The organism is Exiguobacterium sp. UBA6309 (assembly GCF_002439205.1).
In the GTDB taxonomy this organism is placed as follows: Bacteria; Bacillota; Bacilli; order Exiguobacteriales; family Exiguobacteriaceae; genus Exiguobacterium_A.
In genome coordinates this window covers 1-14,331 of record NZ_DJTL01000027.1, presented here as the reverse complement: position 1 = coordinate 14,331, position 14,331 = coordinate 1, and the positions used below count along the sequence as shown (strand labels likewise).

The 14,331-nt window shown below is 46.5% G+C and carries 14 protein-coding genes; 5 read left to right on the top strand and 9 right to left on the bottom strand.

Going from position 1 to position 14,331, the window contains the following annotated elements:
* Nucleotides 1-90: 90 nt before the first annotated feature.
* The 3 genes from B3M90_RS08930 to B3M90_RS08920 are packed head-to-tail and all read right to left on the bottom strand — an operon-like array spanning nt 91 to nt 805.
* On the bottom strand, nt 91-222 hold the full coding sequence (locus B3M90_RS08930) for a hypothetical protein (protein WP_290783536.1): 132 nt from the start codon (nt 220-222) through the stop codon (nt 91-93).
* A complete protein-coding gene (locus B3M90_RS08925; protein ID WP_290783533.1) occupies nt 212-625 on the bottom strand; it encodes an RDD family protein in 414 nt (137 codons plus the stop codon). Before B3M90_RS08925 ends, B3M90_RS08930 begins: the two co-directional genes overlap by 11 nt.
* 12 nt (nt 626-637) lie before the next feature.
* Nucleotides 638-805, bottom strand: coding sequence for a hypothetical protein (locus B3M90_RS08920; RefSeq protein ID WP_290783530.1), 168 nt, complete (start codon nt 803-805; stop codon nt 638-640).
* Nucleotides 806-927: 122 nt separating this feature from the next.
* Here B3M90_RS08920 and B3M90_RS08915 point away from each other — a divergent pair, with 122 nt between their 5' ends.
* The gene (locus B3M90_RS08915; RefSeq protein ID WP_290783528.1) at nt 928-1,854 is read left to right on the top strand and encodes a zinc-dependent alcohol dehydrogenase; all 927 of its coding nucleotides are present in this window, start codon (nt 928-930) and stop codon (nt 1,852-1,854) included.
* Here the strand turns inward: B3M90_RS08915 and B3M90_RS08910 are convergent.
* Together B3M90_RS08910 and B3M90_RS08905 are read right to left on the bottom strand one after the other, a co-directional pair.
* Nucleotides 1,836-2,432, bottom strand: coding sequence for a hypothetical protein (locus B3M90_RS08910; protein WP_214805088.1), 597 nt, complete (start codon nt 2,430-2,432; stop codon nt 1,836-1,838). The two genes, B3M90_RS08915 and B3M90_RS08910, sit on opposite strands and share 19 nt — an antisense overlap.
* Nucleotides 2,433-3,164 (bottom strand): DUF5694 domain-containing protein, encoded by a 732-nt coding sequence (locus B3M90_RS08905; protein WP_290783524.1) that lies wholly within the window; start codon nt 3,162-3,164, stop codon nt 2,433-2,435.
* Between the two features lie 109 nt (nt 3,165-3,273).
* Between B3M90_RS08905 and B3M90_RS08900 the strand changes: the two genes are divergently transcribed.
* Together B3M90_RS08900 and B3M90_RS08895 are read left to right on the top strand one after the other, a co-directional pair.
* Complete coding sequence (locus B3M90_RS08900; RefSeq protein ID WP_214854205.1) at nt 3,274-3,627, top strand: hypothetical protein; 354 nt, start codon at nt 3,274-3,276, stop codon at nt 3,625-3,627.
* 303 nt (nt 3,628-3,930) lie between these two features.
* Nucleotides 3,931-4,785, top strand: a complete 855-nt coding sequence (locus B3M90_RS08895) for an AraC family transcriptional regulator (protein WP_290783521.1) — start codon at nt 3,931-3,933, stop codon at nt 4,783-4,785.
* 55 nt (nt 4,786-4,840) lie between these two features.
* Here B3M90_RS08895 and B3M90_RS08890 read toward each other — a convergent pair whose 3' ends face one another.
* Both B3M90_RS08890 and B3M90_RS08885 read right to left on the bottom strand, forming a co-directional pair.
* Nucleotides 4,841-6,190 carry a phenylacetate--CoA ligase family protein gene (locus tag B3M90_RS08890; RefSeq protein WP_290783518.1) on the bottom strand — a complete coding sequence of 450 codons (1,350 nt, stop codon included), beginning with the start codon at nt 6,188-6,190 and terminating at the stop codon, nt 4,841-4,843.
* A gap of 249 nt (nt 6,191-6,439) precedes the next feature.
* Nucleotides 6,440-6,829, bottom strand: coding sequence for a hypothetical protein (locus B3M90_RS08885; RefSeq protein WP_214854211.1), 390 nt, complete (start codon nt 6,827-6,829; stop codon nt 6,440-6,442).
* A 160-nt stretch (nt 6,830-6,989) separates the two neighbouring features.
* Here B3M90_RS08885 and B3M90_RS08880 point away from each other — a divergent pair, with 160 nt between their 5' ends.
* Both B3M90_RS08880 and B3M90_RS08875 read left to right on the top strand, forming a co-directional pair.
* Nucleotides 6,990-8,414: an NAD(P)H-binding protein gene (locus tag B3M90_RS08880; protein ID WP_290783514.1), complete on the top strand. Its 1,425-nt coding sequence runs from the start codon at nt 6,990-6,992 to the stop codon at nt 8,412-8,414.
* 121 nt (nt 8,415-8,535) lie between these two features.
* Nucleotides 8,536-12,123 carry a dynamin family protein gene (locus B3M90_RS08875; protein WP_290783511.1) on the top strand — a complete coding sequence of 1,196 codons (3,588 nt, stop codon included), beginning with the start codon at nt 8,536-8,538 and terminating at the stop codon, nt 12,121-12,123.
* A 60-nt stretch (nt 12,124-12,183) separates the two neighbouring features.
* Here B3M90_RS08875 and B3M90_RS08870 read toward each other — a convergent pair whose 3' ends face one another.
* On the bottom strand, nt 12,184-13,092 hold the full coding sequence (locus B3M90_RS08870; RefSeq protein WP_035407494.1) for a LysR family transcriptional regulator: 909 nt from the start codon (nt 13,090-13,092) through the stop codon (nt 12,184-12,186).
* A 12-nt stretch (nt 13,093-13,104) separates the two neighbouring features.
* Nucleotides 13,105-14,055: a magnesium/cobalt transporter CorA gene (gene corA / locus B3M90_RS08865; protein WP_290783507.1), complete on the bottom strand. Its 951-nt coding sequence runs from the start codon at nt 14,053-14,055 to the stop codon at nt 13,105-13,107.
* Nucleotides 14,056-14,331: the final 276 nt, after the last annotated feature.

The window sequence follows — 14,331 nt, the reverse complement described above, 5'->3', positions numbered from 1 at the left end:
CCAAAAATAGGTCTTCGTTATTTCTGGATCAAATGGATGACCAAGCGGTTCACGCTGGTCGTGTCGAAGAAGTTCCGGGATGAAGACATCTTATCCTTCTTCAGATAATTGTCGCGCAAACTCTAGATAAGAAACAGCCGTTCCGCCCCAACCATGATAGAGGAGGATGGCTCCCGTTGGTTGAGAGGCACGGACACTATGGACATGAAAATCAAGCTTCATTTTTTAGCTTCTCCTGGTTCAAGCGGACGATCGTTTTCGCGAAGTCATCCTCCGGTAATCGTTGTCCGTTCTTGAGAAACGGTTTCCAGTACGGTTGAATCTTAAATAGTGAGACCGTATCACGATAGACTGTTCGACGGACGATTTGTTTTGTCGTCAACGGCAATCCATTCTCGCTTTCAACCTGGATGCCGCAAATCTGACCACCAATCGTTTTTCCGTTCAACAGTTTCAATTGCGCGACTTCTCCTAGAAAACTGATCGTCGGTTGTGTCACGACGGCGTGAACGACTTCTGACTTCACACGTCGTAACACCGTTTTTTCGATGACGAGAGAAAGTCCGAAATAAACAGCTTGGTTGATGATATACGCACCGATTCGTCGTTTTGTCGTTGAATGCATGGATGGTCCTCCTTATATGTTGAAATAGACGACAGCGCCAAGTCCACTGACGGCAATCAAATAAAAGACGATCGCGAGTCGTTTGTTTGCGGCAGAGATATCCTTTCGGACGAGGATCTTACTATACCGATACGTCAAAAATGCGAACACGAGCAATGCCAAAATTAATAATGGTGCCATTTGATTCCCCCCTTTTCTTTCTTATTCTACATCATTACTAGTTTCGAATTGTTATATTTTACAAGTAAAGTGGTATATGCTTGATCCATATATCATCAATCCAACAATGAAATGAGGTTTACATGTTGAACACTACAACGATTTGCTGTCTTGTGGAGTCGAAGACGCCTGGTTATCTTGTTCGGGAACTGCCGCCGCTTGGCATCTATGACGTCCACGTCCGCACTCTAGCCGGTGCCATCAGTATCGGTGCCGAACTTCCCCAATGGCTGGAACAAGACATGACCGAAACCAGCTATAACTATCCGCTCGAGACCGGATATGAAAGCTACGGCGAAGTGCTTGCAGTTGGTGACGCCGTCCAAATCGTCAAGCCCGGTGATCGGGTCGTCAGCTTCTATGGTCATCAAGATCAGGCGATCGTTCCTGTATCGAAGGTCATCCCGGTTCCTGCTCATATCTCACCGCGCGAAGCCCTACTGTTGATTCTGTCCTGTGACGCGGCAAAAGGCGTCCGAAAGCTGACATTGACACCCGACACAAGCGTCTTAGTTTCTGGAATGGGTACGCTCGGTTTGCTGACGGTACATTACTTACGGCATTACGTCAACGTTCGTCAGATTGATATCCTCGAGCCAATTACGTCCCGAGCAGAGTTAGCGTGTCAATTAGATGCACGTGTCGTCACACCGGATTCAAGTATGTATGACGCCGCCATCGAATGTTCCGGACGCCAAGCGGCCTTTGCCGAGCTTCAGTCCGCTGTCCGTCCTCATGGTGCAATCTGCGTCTTATCGGACGGCAACCGGGAAGCCTTGACGTTGACGCCCGCGTTTCACGCAAAAGAACTTCAGATCGTTGCATCGAGTGACGGCTGGGACTACCGCAAGCATGCAGACTGGCTCTTTTCCAACGATCGTCATGCGACATTGCCCGCTTTGTTCGAACACGAGACTTCGTTTTCGAAGCTTGCCAGTTGCTTCGCTAGCTTAATGGAAACACCAGATCTCCCAATCAAAGTATTCGTTGATTATGAGCAGACGAGCTGAACACCGTTCGGATCCGTACCTACGAGCGATACGTCGGAAAAGACTGCTTCTTGTAAGACGGTCTTCTCTCCGCGGACGGTTTGGATTTGTGAAATCGGTCGATCGAACAGTTTCGTTAAATCCGCCTCTAATCCTTCGCGCGGTGTCGTTAGAATTAAACGCTCAAGTGTCGTTCCATCAGTATCCGCAATTGCATCTTCATGGACTTGCAGTTCAATCCGTAATCCGTATGGTGTCTGCAAGAACGTCCGCCGCTCGTTCGCTTGGACCGTGAACGATAACGTTTCTGCGCGATCAAGAATCGTTTGCACGTCACCAGGCTGAATCAAAAATCCGATGTGATCGAAGCGAACCGTTTTTCCGAATCCGATCGTCACATTGACCGCTCCCCGTTTCATTTCAATGATTCGGAATAAAATTTGATCTGCTCGAAAATCATCCCATGATAGAGGTGGATTGAACGACGAAAATTCTCCGTCTTTCTTCCCGATCCGCTGGGAAACGTGAAATCCGCGTGCCGTGTACCATGCTTCTGTTTCTTCCAAATGTGGTGTCCAAATATGGTAGTGAAATAGCATTTACATACACTCCTTTTTGTTGTTCCAATCGTTCCACGTCATCACTTCGACTTGGTTCGATTCATTCAAATATTGTCGTAATAACGGGAGGTGCGCAGCACCGTACAAACAGACGATTCGTTTGTTCGCCTGAGCGAGGTGCAGTAAACGATTTGCGATCTTTTGATTGCGGACTCGCCAGTAGCGTTCAACCCAAATCCGACCGCTCTCCAGTCGTTCGATTTGATCATAGATTCTAGCCGACGCTGCAATCGTTTCTTCAGCGTGCAATCGATCGAGCCATTCGGAGAAGGATGACTGCTCCATCGCGTGCACTAACTGTTGGGTCCGATTCATCTCAGCCGCGACAATCGTCTCAAAGGCTTCCGGATGATGTGAACGGACGATTCCTAAATCCGGTACGCCGGGTACGATTTCGTTCCAATCGACCCCATGGAGAGCTGCTACTCCCGCCATCCGGGCTAATCGAAAGCCAATTTGTTGCCGTTCATTTTCGGTTAAATCGCTCTCATGTTGATAGGTTTCATATGTATGTTGCAGGTCACTCATGCGTTCAGGTGCCGTCTCTAGGGCAACGCCTGTCGGTCGAAATGCGTTCAATCGAGCAACGACTTCTTGAATTTCTCGTTGCCTTCTCTCTGACGCGACATCAAAAATTGCTGGACGAATCATGTCACCATTGGTCGGGCAATCGAGATGGAACATGCCCAACAATAAAATCCGAGGTTTCATCTATCTCCCTCCTTTTCCTGATTTTACCTTATACTTGGTAAAGGAAGCGACTTTTACCTATCATGAATTTACATTACTATTCAACGAATACTTATATAAGGAGGTTCCGATGAAAAAGATATTCGTCATTGTGTTCATCGGATTTTTATTCGGATGCAATCAAACCGGTATAGAGGATGAAACAAGTTATGCCATGATCGTCATTGTGAACAATAAAGAATATAACGGAACAGAAGCTGAATTGGACGCATCTAAAAAACAAGGAGAAAAAATTAGTACGATATTAAAGAAAACAAAAGCTCATGAAATGCCCCAAGCGAACAGTCAATCGAATCTCTTTTCAGTCGGGTCCACCATCTATGCTGTTAAAGGAACAGAAGATTTTATCATCGTAAAAGACAAAGAAAATAAAAAATGGCTTTTACAAAAGGGAAGAGATATCGAAAATAATTTGAATGACTGAGGTAATCTAACATACCCTTAAAGTGGTACACCTTTAGAAGTACTAATAACGCGTGTATTTTAAAATATATGTTTAAACGAGGTATGATGAGAAATAATTAGAAGGTGGACAGCTGGTAGAGAAATAGAGGAAAGCGATTGTAGATTACTCTTTGATACCCATGTCCTCGTTACTTTACGATACCTGCTATATCTGACAGGAATAGAACAAAATCAGGGAAGAGTAAACCCTGACAAATTGTGTTTGCCTTGGACAGGTCAGTTGCTCATTGCACCAATATACTAAAGACAAGGAGGTGACAAGATGTGGCTCGAATCCATTCAACGCGTCATCGATTATATCGAGGATCATTTAGAGGAACCGCTTGATCTCAACGTTTTAACAAATGTTGCTCAGATACAGGCATATCCTTTACAACGAACGTTTTCCTTACTTGCGATGATGACCTTTCCTGAATACATCCGGGGGCGACGTCTGACGCTTGCTGCACAACATTTGACACAGACGGATGAAAAAATTATCGATCTCGCCTTACGTTTTGGATATGAGACACCGGAAGCTTTCACAAAAGCTTTCAAACGTCAGCATGGTTGTTCCCCGACGTTGATGCGAAGCGAGCGACGTCCGATTCACGCCTATAACCGCCTGAGCATTCAGGTGACCTTGAAGGGACTGGAGCAAATGGATTATCAACTCATTGAACGACCGGCTTTACAGATTTCAGGATGGCGAAAACATTTTCCAACGCAAGATGGTGCCCAACAACAGCTGATTCCGTTGTTTTGGAATGATGTCAACGATTCTGGACAAGACGCTGTCTTGTTCCAACAAAATGATGGACAAATCGAAGGTGTCGTTGGTGTCTGCTCCAATTTCACCGAAGCATCGATGGATTATTGGATCGCGACGACAACAACGGAAGTCCTACCCGGTCAGGAAACGATGACGATTCCTGCTGGTCTTTGGGCGACGTTTCCGGTCGTCGGTCCAATGCCACACGCCATTCAAGAGATGTGGCAGCGTATCTATCAAGAGTGGCTTCCTTCACATGATTATGAACCGTTACTTCATGCAGAACTCGAAGTCTATTCGGCAGGCGACCCGTCTGCCGCCGATTATCAATCTGCCATCTGGATTCCGGTGCGTCCGCGCGACTGATGGTTTCAGGACATATGAAAAGGCGAGATCATCGGTGATCTCGCCTTTTCGTGTGTCATGCATACTGTTGTTTAATCAGTAGTGTCTTTCCACTGATTTCTTTCGGAATTTCCGGTACCGCGCGCATGACGACATTCAATTGTCCGTCAAACAGTCGGTCTAGAACAAAAAAGAGTTTCTTCTCGTGTTCTTTCTCGAAGCATCGTTCATCCGGAACATATAATAAAACAATCTCGTCCCGTGTCTCTTGAATGTATTGTACGCGTTCGATACAGTTCGGGAACGCCCGAACGATTCCCGCGAGCTCCCCTTCAAAGACACGGTGTCCATTTCGTAACTGGATGAAACTTCGTCCTCGTCCGTCAATCGAAGCGATGATCGGACCTTGATGACCACAAGGACACGTTTCCTGACTGAACGTCATACGATCGCCGACCCGGTAACGGATGAGCGGTGTACCATGTGTATCGAAGCTCGTCACGAGAATTTCGCCATCCTCATCGCGTTCAATGATTCCCATCTCATAATGTAAATGTTTTTTGCCATACGGACATTCGGCGACGATCGGCGCCCCTTCTGAAGACGCATATTGATCATATATGGGCGCATGGAAAACATCCTCGACAAGTGCTCGCTCATCTGCCGTCATCATCTCAGCCGTCGGAAAAATCGCTTTTGGACGAAACGTGCAAGTCATGCCATATTTTTTAGCATATCGTGCAACTTCGATCATTCCTGAAGGCAAACCATCAATCGATTCCGGCTGAAACCGATTGAGCTGTTCAATATATGCGGCTGCGGTTTTCGGATTGATGTTTTTGATCGAGAACAACATTTGATTGATGACTTTATTCGTCCGCCAATAAACCGGTGCCTTTTGTTGTGGTGAGGCAAGGGTTTGACCGGTAAAACTCGCGCGGCGCATCCCTTGATCGACGCCATGTGTCCATTTGAAAAAGTCGAGATGCGCCATGCGGATTTGCATGTCTTCTTTCGTGTAATGGACTTGAATCGATTTGCCGGTCGTACCGCCCGTTTTCCCGAGAATCGGAGCATGGACGCGCGCATGGACATCCTCATTTTGTTGTCGTAAGATTTCTTTCGTCAAAGGAGGAATTTGTGTTAGTTCGTCAATCGATCGTAGAGGGAGCTCTAACGCAAGAGAGGAAAACAATTCCTGATAATACGGACTATGCGTTTGGCAAAAAGAAAGGAAGTCGTTTAATCGATGCAACTGTTCCGCCCGTATGTCATTCGGTCGTCCTAACTTCTGCTTCAGTTCTTGTAGGCGTTGTTGATAGGCTGGACCATATCGTTCGTGGAACAGGCGACGTCCTTGTAAAGTCGTCAACAAGTTTTGGATGAAGATCGGTGAGTGAAAGTAGATCGATTCTTTGAGCTGCATGATGTCACTCCTTCCATAGATAAACCACCTTTTACTGATACTTTCATCTTATTTCCAGTCGTCGCCCACCTCAATTAGTTCTTCGTGAATAAACTTAGCTTTTATTTTCAGGACGATTTATTTTATTGAACTCTGATTTACGAACATCTTCTCATCGATTCTTGAACTTACAACTTTTCTTCCATCATAAAAAATCCGACCGACGAATCAGGCAATTTCTTCGTCGATCGGATTCATATACGTGTACCATTACGATTTCGCGACTTTTTGTAACATCTGACATCCGTAAGCCCGCAATTTAATCGCTTCGAGTACGAGCGACATCTGTTGTTCATCCAATCGTTCAATCAACTCGATGATCGTGATCGTCGTTCGCCCATTATATAATTGTACGATCAAGTGGATGATTGCTTCTAACGCTGGACTTGGATAGGGTTCAGCTAGAAATTCACGATCAAAAAACTCACCACTATCCGGAAAGAAATAATCCGAGAATCGTTCGAGCACTTGTGGCTGTCCTGTTGCGAGATACAGCATCGAGACCATCGCTGCATCTTCTCGTTGTTTCGGCTTTAAGCGTCTCCACAACAGATCGAATCGTCGTTCATGTTCCGCTTGCATGAATTGTATCGTCTGCATGGTTGAAGCCTCCTTTGTTTTTCATTCTTCCTGTTGATTCTTTTCCTTATATTTTTATTCCCTATTCCATCCAACTGAATCATCTCAGCGTATCCTCTTGCGATTGAACTGACACGATTGGGGGTACATTACAACAGATATAAGAGAGGAGTTTACATCCATGCCAACGCGCCTAGCTTTAGCCGGAGCTACCGGTTACATCGGTCACAATCTACTGAACGAACTGAAGAAAAAATATGACGTCATTGCCCTTTCTCGAAACGGCGATGATAAGGATAATGAGGAACGTGTCGAATGGCGATCGTGCGATCTCTTTTCTCTAGACGATACGATTGCTGGTATGAAAGGAGCGGACATCGCTGTCTACCTCGTTCATTCGATGATGCCTTCTGCTAAATTGACACAAGGATCGTTTGAGAACATGGACTTATTGTTAGCCGATAACTTTGCCCGTGCAGCAAAAGAAAATGGTATCCGACAAATCATTTACTTAAGTGGTATCATTCCTGAGGAAACAGAAAATCTATCGCGTCACTTAAAGAGCCGACTCGAGGTCGAACGCGTTCTTGGTGCTTATGGCACACCGGTGACGACGATCCGTGCCGCATTGATTGTCGGTCCAAAAGGCTCATCTTTCCCAATCTTATCGAAGCTCGTCAAACGCCTCCCCGTCATGGCACTCCCACGATGGACACGTAACAAGACACACCCCGTCGCTTTACCGGATGTCATTCATGCACTTGGTGAAAGTGTCGATCGCGATGATGTTAAAGACCGGGCAATCGATATCGGTGGACCGGAAGCGATGACCTATAAAGAGATGATCCTTCGAACTGCTGACATCATGGGAAAACGACAACCGACCATCGATATTCCTTTATTGACCGTTAAATTATCTCGACTTTGGGTGACGCTCGTGTCTGGAGAACCAAAAGAAACCGTCTATCCACTCGTTGAAAGCATGGTTCATGAGATGGTTGCAGATCCAGAAAAAATGGTTCCAGGGATCAGTGACGGAAAAATTACATTCGAACAATCGGTCCGTGATGCGCTAAAAGAGGAGGAAGAAAAAGAAGGTTCTTCTTCTTCGTCGTCTTCAACACCAGACGCCCTTGACGTTCGTTCAGTTCAACGTGTTCTTTTGCCGAAGGATCGCGATGCCGACTGGGCAGCTGACGATTACATGGATTGGTTATCTTCGTTTGCGCGTCCTTTCCTATCATCAACTATGAAAGATCAAGTCGTTGGAATAAACATTCCATTTTACGAACAACCCCTACTTGAATTGACGAAGGAATCGGTTCGTGATCGACAAATGGCGACATACCGGATTACCGGCGGACTGTTCGCAAAAGTCGAGGAAGATAGCCGGGGTCGGATTGAATTTCGGCAAATTCCCGGTACACAGGAATGTATCATTGCCATTCACGAATTCGTCCCTGCTTTACCGTGGATACTCTATAAGGTGACGCAGGCGAACGTTCACTTGCTCGTCATGTATCTCTTTAAATTACACTTATTGCGTCGAATTCATTCGACGGAACAAGAATCAACACACGCAGACGAAATCGTTCCGTCATCTTGATCCCGATTAAAACGATCCGCCTCTTCCTTGGCGGATCGTTTTTTGTCGCTTGCAGAAGGATGACGAAACTAAAAAAATCGTGATACACTGAACGATGACTGAAAGAAAGGGGTTTCATTGCATGCGCTCATTTGAGGAACGATTATCGAACCAACTCGAAGCGACAGCTTCACTCGCCACGTTGATTCAACCTTCAACGGATCAACTCCGTTTAGATAAACTAGATAAATTCGCTATTAAACTATTGAAACGAGAGTTCACGATTGCTTTCGCTGGTCATTTCTCGGCTGGAAAGTCAAGCATAATCAACGCCTTGACGGGTGAATCGGTCTTACCGACAAGTCCGATTCCGACGAGTGCGAACATCGTGACACTTCAACAAGGGGACACTGATTCAGCGATCGTTCACTTTCATGAACAGCCGTCTGTTCGTCTGACAGCAACAGAGCAAGAGGAGCATCTTAAAACACTTGGGAAGAGTGGTGATGTCCGTCAAATCGATTTGACGCATGCTGCGTCCGATCTGCCTCCTGGTCTCGTCTTGATGGATACACCAGGCGTCGACTCGGTCGATGATGCCCACCGTGTATCAACGGAATCCGCCCTTCACTTGGCTGACATCTTGTTTTACGTCATGGACTACAATCATGTTCAATCTGAATTGAACTTCATGGTGACGAATGAATTACAAGCTGCCGTACCGGAACTATATTTAATCGTCAATCAAATCGATAAACATCGTGAAGATGAACTATCATTCGACGCCTTCCGCCGCTCGGTCCATGCATCTTTCGCTGAACATGGTGTCGCGCCGAAAGGGATCTTCTTTACGAGCCTGCGGAAACCCGATCATCCGTATAACGATTTCATGGAAGTCGAACAGCTCGTCAAACAAAGCATTCGTGATGCTCAACCGAAGTTGTTGGCTTCTGCCGCTTTAACGCTTGAAAGTCTTCATCAAGAGCATACACGTTATCTCACACGTCTCGTCTCAGAAGCCCACGAGACGATGGCTGAACAATTGAATGACGCTGAACGACGTGATCCAGAGACGATCGAAACCGAATTAGCCCACGTTTCGCAACAATTAGAAGCACGTCAGCCGGACCGCTGGGTACAGACGTTTTCGTTGCATCGAGATCAACTATTGAAAAATGCGACATTGATGCCGTTCGAATTACGCGAGAAGATGCGCCGTTTCCTCGAGTCACGCCAACGCGACTTCAAGGTCGGATTGTTCCGAAGTACAAAAAAAACGGAAGCGGCTCAAGCAGAGATTGCACAAGATGTGTTGCGTGCCTATCAGACGGTGACCGCTTCCGAGATTTCGCTCCATTTACGTAACTTGATGAAACAATCGTTACGCGACCTTGGTCTCCTGCAGGATATGCATATCGTCGCGATCGATCAGCTTTCACTCGCCCCGCCGCTTTCCGTACTCGAGAGTGCCCTGCCGACTGGCATTACGATCACGGGTGAATCGGTGCTCCAGTTCACGAATCGTGTCGCCGAACAGACACAAGCTTGGTTCGTCAAGCAAACGAATGCATGGCGTGAGCTTATTCGTCAAGAATTGACGACAACTTTCCCGAAAGAGCAATCTGAGCTATTGCAGCAACAGACGTCACTACAGCATAAATGGAATAGCGTTCAAGCATGGCAACAAGCTACCGTAGCACTCGAACGATATGAGCATGGCGTTGCTAGTCCATCCGACCAACAACTCGAACAGGCTCGGACGCAAGTTTCAATCTGGGAGGAGCAATTGATTCAGCAAGAAGCGGCAATCGTCTCCTTTACCGGGTATGAATCGGTGACAGAAACTACTGCGTTTGAAATTGCGACGACGATCAGTGAGCAACAAGCCGTCCGTTATGCACCGGAAGACGTCGCTCGAATCCGTCAGCAGATGGATGGTCTACAGGGCTTTGAAGAAGCCGTCGCTTATTTAAATGACAAATTGGATCGACTGACACACCAATCGTTCACGATTGCCTTATTCGGTGCCTTCAGTGCCGGAAAATCATCGTTTTGCAACGCTTTGCTCGGAGAGAAGGTACTACCCGTCTCTCCGAACCCAACGACCGCGTCCATCAACCGGATTCATCCCGTTGACACTACACACCCGCACGGCGTGGCAGAAGTCACATTCAAGTCGGAAGCAGCGATGCTTGAAGACTTAAATGAAGCGATGGTCGCAACGATGACGTTCGAGTCAACGAAACAGGCATACGATACGCTCTTACCACGTGCCGCATCGCTGACGGATCCGTTCTTGCGTGCCTTCTTGACAGGATTCCCAACCGTTCAATCATTCATCGGTACCGTCCAGACGGTCGATCAAGAAGCTTTTAAACAATATGTCGCACAGGAAGAACGAAGCTGTTTCGTCGATGTCATCGACTTCTATTATGATAGTCCCTTAACTCGTCTCGGCGTGACACTCGTTGATACACCAGGAGCGGATTCAATCAATGCCCGTCATACCGATGTCGCCTTCGATTACATCAAAAATGCGGATGCAATCTTGTTCGTCACGTACTTCAATCATGCCTTTGCTCGCGCTGACCGTGAATTCTTGATTCAACTCGGTCGTGTCAAAGATGCGTTCGAACTCGATAAGATGTTCTTCCTCGTCAATGCGATTGATCTCGCTGCTTCAGAAAGCGAACGTCAAGATGTCTTGAACTATGTCGCTACGGAACTGCAACGCTTCGGGATTCGGTCGCCCCGACTGTATGGAGTCTCGAGCTTACAAGGTCTCACGGAAAAGCAACAAGAGCGATCGGATTCAACTTCCGGTTTACCTGAATTCGAGGAGGCATTCCATCACTTCCTAGCTGAGGATCTGACCGGTCTCGCCAAAGTATCGTTGTCTGAGCAGACGGAAAAGACCGTCCAGCGACTCGAACGATTTATCGCTGCGACTGAAGCGAATCTGTTGCGAAAAGAAGAACGGTTGGCTGAACTGTCTGCTTTAGAACAGCAGGTCACGGATCGTTTCGAAGACAATCGCGCCGCTTTGATCGAACCTGCACTCAAAGCAGAGATCCATGAGCTGTTGCACCATGTCGTACAACGCATTTATTACCGTTTCCCTGACTTCTTCAAAGAAGCCTATAATCCCGTTCGTTTTGCTCAGACGAGTAAAGGAGTAGCACTACAGGAGGCCTTGACGGAACTGTTGACATTCCTCCGGTTCGACTTTGAGCAGGAGCTCCGGGTCACGCATTTCCGCATCGACCAATGGCTTGAAGCGGCCTTAGTCCGTCGTCAGCAAGAGGAGCAACAGTTGCTTGAGCAATGGAACGAATCCTTCCAGCTGGCGCCTGTCACGGTCTCTCGGTTGAACGAAATGACGTTCGACGGACCCTTCGAGGATGCAACCCCTTATATTGGTGTCAAACGCCACTTCCGGAATGCGAAAGCCTTCTTTGAGAAGAATGAGAAAGAACAACTGAAGGAAGAACTGGCGACGTTAACTAAACAAGAAGCACTCGCATACACTACTGCTCAAGAAGAGCGTTTGCTGACAGTCGCGACGGCACATCTAGATGTCTCTTTAACATCCCTTTCAGAGTACCTGTTACGCCAAGCACTCGAACAACTCGAGAGTGAACGTGCGACGTTACAGGCACAAGAGACACTGACACCTTATAAACAAGCTGCCGCAAAAATTCGCAATCTGACGCAGCACGTCACGTCATGAAACATGATCAATCCATACAAAAGACCGGAGCGCGACGCGTTCCGGTCTTTTGTATTTTCTTCACCGCACAGGCGTTGGCCAGAACGATTGAAAATAGTGGACGATGTATTGATGGACGTGCCGGACGACTGGGCGTAATTCTGTCCCGACAAGTCGGTTCAACGAGACATCCCATAACATCGGCGGCTCGAACGGGATGATCTTAATGTCATCCGCATGATGAAACCGCAGAATCGGTTCCGGTAGGATCGAGATGACGTCGAGTTCTTGAACCATCCCGATCAACAAGTCCCATGCACCAGACATGAAGAAGATATTCGGTTCTTGCTGCACTTTGCGAAACTCCGATAGTATTTGATGATGTAACATGAATCGATCATTTAAGATGACGAGTGGTTCATTTCCGATATCACTATAAGATAGAGCTTCTTTTGCTTGAAACGGATGATTTGGGCGAACGGCAACGACGACTTCATCTTCAATCAATCGAAAACGTTCAATGCCATAGGATTCACCTGGTTCGATCAAAATGGCCAAATCGAGTTCTTCAAGTAACAGTCGACGTTTGAGTTCAAACGCCCCTTCTTCGATGATTTCGAGTTCAATCCCAGGATGTTCCGCCATAAACTTCGGGATTAACTGTGAAAATAAAACAGGGAGAATGACAGGCGGGATTCCGAGACGGACTTTCCCTCGGACGACGTTTGAGCGTTCGCGCAGATGCCCCATCAATGCTTGATGACGTGTCAGAACGATCTTCGCATCTTCATACAATTGGCGTCCCGTTTCCGATAACCCTGTCAACCGTCCGTGCTTTCGAATGAATAATTCCACTTGCTCCAGCTGTTCGAAGTCGCGAATCATCTGACTAAGCGCCGGTTGCGAAATCGACAAGTGTTTCGAAGCACGCGTTAAGTTATAGCCTTGCTCGACAATTGTCGTAAAAAAAAGTAACTGTCGAATATCCACTTACATCTCTCCTTATTCATCAAACCAACGATTTTTTTTGAAGAACAGAATCATCCCTAAAGCAAGGAGTCCCATTGCCCCTAACGTCACGAAATAACCATACCGGGTGGTCAGTTCTGGCATATGTTCAAAATTCATGCCATATATACCAGCGATGAACGTCAACGGCATGAAAATCGTCGTAAAGATCGTTAACGTCTTCATGATGCTATTCATCCGGTACGAGTTGAGGGAAATGAAGTTATCCCGAAACTCAGATGTCATCAATCGGTTGTATTCAATCATTTCGGATAACTTTAGTAAATGATCATACAAATCGCGAAAGAATGCTTGCTTCTTCGGATGAATCGATAACCGCTTCGATTCGACGACCCGATACAATAAGTCCCGCATCGGCATGACCGTCCGTGAGATTCGAAGTAACTGCGCTCTTAGTTCGAAAATTTCTTCCATCAACCGACGATCGTTTCCGCGTGATCGATAGCGTTCCTCAAGCGCAAACAATTCATCTTCTGTCGCATGGACGATCGGAAAATAACCGTCGACGATCTTATCCATGATTTTATGTACGAGATCGACCGTTTCTTGTGTGTGTAGGCAATGACTGTATTGTTCAAACACGACGTCAATTTCCGGCGAGGATTGCTCATGGTAGCTAACAAGATGCCGATCACTTGCGAACAAATTGATCTCTCGACTCATCAACGTTCCTTCATCAAGTGCATGAAGGACAAAAAAACTATGATCCGCATAGTACTCGAGCTTCGGACGTTGTAAATAATGAAAACAGTCTTCAATCGCCAGTGGATGAAAATCAAAAACCTCAATCAATTTTTGCTTCTCTGCGTCTGTCGGTTGATCGAAATCAACGAAATAACGTTTGATGCCCGACTCCTGTATCCGACTTACATCATCGGTCAAAATGATTGTGTCATCCGCATCGATCAGTATACAACGAATCAACTTTTTCTCCGCCTTTTCCTATGTAAGCGTACTATATTTTTTCGTATGCAACAAAAAAAGGATTCCATCGAAGAGAAATCCTTTCAGATTGTAGACAAATGAACTGACTCAAAAAATGACACACCTTTTCACGCCCTTTCCTCAGGCGAGACACAAGCCAGTTTTTCTGCTTCATTCAAGCAGGAAAGCGGGTCTTGTTTGTCTCTGACAGCGCATAATGCGCTTTTTCCTGTAGGAGTGGCGTGTGACGCGTCATTCTTTTTGTTAAAAGATAAG

What these genes read in the sequence shown, in the direction of transcription:
- B3M90_RS08930 (WP_290783536.1), bottom strand. Translation starts at nt 222, where the DNA reads ATGAAGCTTGATTTTCATGTCCATAGTGTCCGTGCCTCTCAACCAACG.
- B3M90_RS08925 (WP_290783533.1), bottom strand. Translation starts at nt 625, where the DNA reads ATGCATTCAACGACAAAACGACGAATCGGTGCGTATATCATCAACCAA.
- B3M90_RS08920 (WP_290783530.1), bottom strand. Translation starts at nt 805, where the DNA reads ATGGCACCATTATTAATTTTGGCATTGCTCGTGTTCGCATTTTTGACG.
- B3M90_RS08915 (WP_290783528.1), top strand. Translation starts at nt 928, where the DNA reads ATGTTGAACACTACAACGATTTGCTGTCTTGTGGAGTCGAAGACGCCT.
- B3M90_RS08910 (WP_214805088.1), bottom strand. Translation starts at nt 2,432, where the DNA reads ATGCTATTTCACTACCATATTTGGACACCACATTTGGAAGAAACAGAA.
- B3M90_RS08905 (WP_290783524.1), bottom strand. Translation starts at nt 3,164, where the DNA reads ATGAAACCTCGGATTTTATTGTTGGGCATGTTCCATCTCGATTGCCCG.
- B3M90_RS08900 (WP_214854205.1), top strand. Translation starts at nt 3,274, where the DNA reads ATGAAAAAGATATTCGTCATTGTGTTCATCGGATTTTTATTCGGATGC.
- B3M90_RS08895 (WP_290783521.1), top strand. Translation starts at nt 3,931, where the DNA reads ATGTGGCTCGAATCCATTCAACGCGTCATCGATTATATCGAGGATCAT.
- B3M90_RS08890 (WP_290783518.1), bottom strand. Translation starts at nt 6,190, where the DNA reads ATGCAGCTCAAAGAATCGATCTACTTTCACTCACCGATCTTCATCCAA.
- B3M90_RS08885 (WP_214854211.1), bottom strand. Translation starts at nt 6,829, where the DNA reads ATGCAGACGATACAATTCATGCAAGCGGAACATGAACGACGATTCGAT.
- B3M90_RS08880 (WP_290783514.1), top strand. Translation starts at nt 6,990, where the DNA reads ATGCCAACGCGCCTAGCTTTAGCCGGAGCTACCGGTTACATCGGTCAC.
- B3M90_RS08875 (WP_290783511.1), top strand. Translation starts at nt 8,536, where the DNA reads ATGCGCTCATTTGAGGAACGATTATCGAACCAACTCGAAGCGACAGCT.